At 65.7% G+C, this 4,250-nt stretch carries 5 protein-coding genes; 2 read left to right on the top strand and 3 right to left on the bottom strand.

The window, feature by feature from the left end:
- The 3 genes from rpsR to VJ811_RS03790 all read right to left on the bottom strand — a co-directional run.
- On the bottom strand, positions 1 to 218 hold a 218-nt coding region (gene rpsR, locus VJ811_RS03800; RefSeq protein ID WP_324070949.1), incomplete at its 3' end, for a 30S ribosomal protein S18.
- A gap of 11 nt (positions 219 to 229) precedes the next feature.
- Positions 230 to 595: a 30S ribosomal protein S6 gene (gene rpsF, locus VJ811_RS03795; RefSeq protein WP_324070948.1), complete on the bottom strand. Its 366-nt coding sequence runs from the start codon at positions 593 to 595 to the stop codon at positions 230 to 232.
- A 367-nt stretch (positions 596 to 962) separates the two neighbouring features.
- The gene (locus VJ811_RS03790; RefSeq protein WP_324070947.1) at positions 963 to 2,342 is read right to left on the bottom strand and encodes a Mur ligase family protein; all 1,380 of its coding nucleotides are present in this window, start codon (positions 2,340 to 2,342) and stop codon (positions 963 to 965) included.
- Positions 2,343 to 2,494: 152 nt separating this feature from the next.
- On the opposite strand from VJ811_RS03790, the gene VJ811_RS03785 reads away from it, so the two are divergent.
- Both VJ811_RS03785 and fabD read left to right on the top strand, forming a co-directional pair.
- On the top strand, positions 2,495 to 3,322 hold the full coding sequence (locus tag VJ811_RS03785; protein WP_324070946.1) for an LD-carboxypeptidase: 828 nt from the start codon (positions 2,495 to 2,497) through the stop codon (positions 3,320 to 3,322).
- Between the two features lie 44 nt (positions 3,323 to 3,366).
- A partial coding sequence (gene fabD, locus VJ811_RS03780; RefSeq protein WP_324070945.1) for an ACP S-malonyltransferase occupies positions 3,367 to 4,250 on the top strand: 884 nt, incomplete at its 3' end.

Raw genomic sequence — 4,250 nt, 5'->3', positions numbered from 1 at the left:
ACAATGTAGGGGAGCAGGCCGATGTGGCGCGAGCGCTTGATCGCTTTCGCCAGCTCACGCTGCTTCTTGGTGGACACCGCGGTGATCCGCGACGGGACGATCTTGCCACGCTCCGACAGGTAACCCTGGAGCAGACGGACGTCCTTGTAATCGATGACCGGTGCGTCCTTCTGGCTGAAGGGGCAGGTCTTGCGGCGGCGGAAAAAGGGTCGTGCCATGGTCGTTTTCCTTATTCTTCGCCGTCGCGGTCACGGCCGCGGCCGCCACGACGTTCCTGCTTGCGCATCATCACCGACGGACCCTTTTCGAGTTCGTCGACCTTGATGGTGAGCCAGCGGATGATATCTTCGTTGATCGCAGCCTGACGCTCGATCTCTGCGATGGCTTCGCCTGCGACTTCAGCCGACAACATCACATAATGACCCTTGCGGTTCTTCTGGATCTTGTAGGCGAGCTGCTTCAGGCCCCAGGTCTCGGTCTTGTGAACCGTGCCCTTATATTCGCCGATGACGTTGGTGACGGTTTCCGCCAGCGCGTCGACCTGAGCCTGGCTCAGGTCCTGACGCGCGATAAAAACATGCTCGTAAAACGGCATGGTGCGCTTCCTTCGATTTGGCCGATCGCTGGCTTCGCGCCAATCGCGAAACCCCTCCGGCTGTCGTCTCGCTTCGCGTATTGATGCAAAGCAAACGGGGCGATGGCAACGTGGCCTCGCCCCGAATGAGCGCGCCTATACAGATTCGCGAGGAGAAATCAAGGCAAAGCCGCGGTCAGCGCGGTTTCGAAAGGGATCCACGCGGAGACGCGGAGCCGCGGAGAAGAAATTATTCGCGCAGAGGCGCAGAGGGCGCAGAGAAAAGGTGAGGGCGGCAAAGCCGCCGATCATTTCTCTATCGCTTCATTCTCCGCGGCTCCGCGTCTCCGCGTGAATCAAAGCCTCTGCGATCTCTGCGCGAATCCTTTCAGCCCAACTTTTCCAAGAGTTCGCGCCCGAATTCGGTGAGCGTGTCGTCGCGGGCGCCGAGGATCAGGATGCGATCGCCCGCCTTGGCCGCGTCGAGCATCGCCGCGCCGCACGCCGCGCGGGTGGTCATATGTAGCGCATCGGCGCCGCCCGCGACGATATCGGCGACGAGCGCCTCGCTGCCGATACTGCGGTCGACGGTGCCGCCGAAATAGACGGGGTCGCAGACATATAGTTTGTCGTCGGGCCGCATCCCGGCCACAAAGCTCGCGGCGAGTTCCTTGCCCATCTGGCGGAGCGGGCCATAGCCGTGCGGCTGGAAGAAGAGCAACGCCCGGCCCGGAAGCTCGGCGACGGCTGCGAGCGTCGCGGCGACCTTGTCGGGATTGTGCGCGAAATCGTCGATGACGGTGACGCCGCTTGCTTGGCCGAGCACCTCGTAGCGGCGGGCGAGACCGGCGAAATCCGCCAGCGCCTCGACGGCTTGTGCGACAGTGACACCTGCGGCGTGCGCGGCGGCGATGGCGGCGAGTGCGTTGGCGGCATTGTGGCGGCCGGGCATGCGAAGCTTCACTCGATAGGCGGTGCCATCGGCGTGGACCGCGAAGCGGCAGCCGTCGGGCAGCGCCTCGAAATCGCTGCCGCGGATCGTCGCCGCATCGTCGAAACCAAAGGTCACGACATTGCGCCCCGACAAAAGCGGCGCCGACTCGGCGTCGTCGGCGTTGACCACCGCGACGCGCGCCTTCGCGGCAAAATCGCCGAAGAGCTGATGCAATTCGGCGAGACTCTTGTGGTCGAGGCTGATGTTTGTGATGACCGCGACATCGGGGCGATAGAGTGCGATCGATCCGTCGCTTTCGTCGACCTCGCTGACATAGGTCGCGGCGTCACCCACCAGCGCGCTTGCAAACGGCCGGTCGTCGCCCGAAAAATTGCGCATCACGGCGCCGTTCATCACGGTCGGTTTCCGGCCCGCGCTTTCGAGGATCCAGCCGGTCATCCCGGTGACGGTCGATTTGCCGCTCGTCCCGCCGACGCCGATTGCCTGATCGGCAGCGTTGAACAAGGCGGCGTTGAGGTCGGCGCGCGTCATCCGCGGCAGGCCGAGCGCGTTGGCCGCGGCGATATCGGGAACGCTGTCCTCGATCGCCGCCGACGCGACGAGGATATGGCCGGCTTTCGGTCCGCTGCCGTCCTGCGGATAAAAGGCGATGCCCTGGCTTTCGAGCCAGGCGAATTTCTCGGGCGTCCGGCCTTGGTCGCGGCTGCGGTCGGACCCCGAAACCGCGTCGCCGCGCGCCGCGACGATCATCGCGAGCGGCAACATGCCCGACCCGCCGATGCCGCAGAAGAAATAGGATTTGTTTTCGGCCATCGCGGCGCGATATGGCTTTGACGAAGGGTTTGCAACCAGAGCGGCACCCCCTTTCCCTTTCGCATCGAGCGAAGTCGAGATGCCCCTCGACCTTGCGCGCCGACGATGGGTGTCTCGACTTCGCTCGACACGAACGGATTTAAGGTCGCTCCATGCGCATAGGCATCGTCGCCCCCTCAACACCAATCCTGCCCGACGATGCGGAGGCCGTGCGCGCGCTCGCAAGCCTCGGCTACCCCGGCGTCGAACTCATATTCGACCCGCAATGCTTCGCCACCCACGGCCATTTCGCGGGCGAGGATGGCCACCGCTTTGCGGCGCTCGTCGAGATGGCGAACCGCCCCGACATCGACGCGGTCTGGTTCGCGCGCGGCGGCTATGGCGCATGCCGGATCGCCGAGAATGCGGTCGCGGCGATGACCGACGCTGCGAGGGCGAAGGCATTCCTCGGCTATTCGGACCAGGGCAATCTGCTCGGCGCGCTCTATCGCGAGGGGTTCGACCATGTCGCGCATGGCCCGATGGTCGCCGACATCCGGCGCGAGGGAGGCGACGCGGCGGTGCTCCGCGCGCTCGACTGGCTCGTCGCGCGCGACCCCGCGGCGTGCGAGCCGCAGCTTCAGCATGGCGCGCGCCATGCGGCGTTCAACCTGATGACGCTGTCGATGCTGCTCGGCACCCCCCTCGAGCCCGACCTTGCGGGCCACGTCCTGCTCGTCGAGGAGGTGAGCGAATATCTTTATGCCTTCGACCGCGCCTTCTTTCATGTCGCGACCTATTTGGGTCCGCGCGGGCTCGCCGGGCTGCGGCTCGGGCGCGTCGGCGACATTCCGGAAAACGACCGCCCCTTCGGAATGGAGGCCGACGAGATCGCCCGCGATTGGTGTCATCGCACCGGTATCCCCTGGCTCGGCCGCGCGGACATCGGCCATGATGCGGCGAACAAGGTCGTGCCCTTCGGCTTGCATCGCGCGGGGTGAAGGAATAGGCGCGCGGTAACGAATATCACCGCAGGGGACGCATCATGCGCGCATTCATCTTTCCGGGTCAGGGCAGCCAGTCGGTCGGCATGGGCAAGGCGCTCGCCGACGCCTCGCCGGTCGCGCGCGAGGTGTTTCAGGAGGTCGACGACGCGCTCGGCCAGAAGCTGTTCCAGCTGATGAGCGAAGGGCCCGAGGACCAGCTCACTCTTACCGAAAACGCCCAGCCCGCGATCATGGCCAATGCCATCGCGACGCTGCGCGTGCTCGAAAAGGAAGGCGGCGTGACGCTCGCCGCCAAGGCCGATTATGTCGCGGGCCACAGCCTCGGCGAATATAGCGCGCTGTGCGCCGCGGGTGCCTTCGACCTCGCGACCACCGCGCGGCTTTTGAAGACGCGCGGACAGGCGATGCAGGCGGCGGTGCCCGTCGGCGTCGGCGCGATGGCGGCGCTGCTCGGCGCCGATATCGACACCGCGCAGAAGCTTGCCGACGCCGCGGCCGAAGGGGAAATCTGCACCGTCGCCAACGACAATGATCCGTCGCAGGTCGTGATTTCGGGCCACAAGGGCGCGGTCGAGCGCGCGGTCGCGCTGGTCAAGGATTATGGCATCAAGCGCGGCTTGCTGCTGCCGGTGTCGGCCCCCTTCCACTGTCCGTTGATGCAGCCTGCGGCCGACGCGATGGCCGAGGCGCTGGGAGCGAATCCGCCCGTCGCGCCGCTCATCCCCGTCGTCGCCAACGTCACCGCAAGCCCGGTCAGCGACCCCGACGCGATCCGCGACCTGCTCGTCCAGCAGGTCACCGGCCGCGTCCGCTGGCGCGAAAGCGTCGGCGCGATGGAAGATATTGGCGTGACGCATTTCGTCGAATTCGGCGGCAAAGTCCTCTCGCCGATGGTGAAACGCAGCGCATCGGGCGAAGTCGA

The sequence above is a fragment of the Sphingopyxis sp. genome (assembly GCF_035250425.1).
In the GTDB taxonomy this organism is placed as follows: domain Bacteria; phylum Pseudomonadota; class Alphaproteobacteria; order Sphingomonadales; family Sphingomonadaceae; genus Sphingopyxis.
This window is presented reverse-complemented; position numbering and strand designations above follow the sequence as displayed.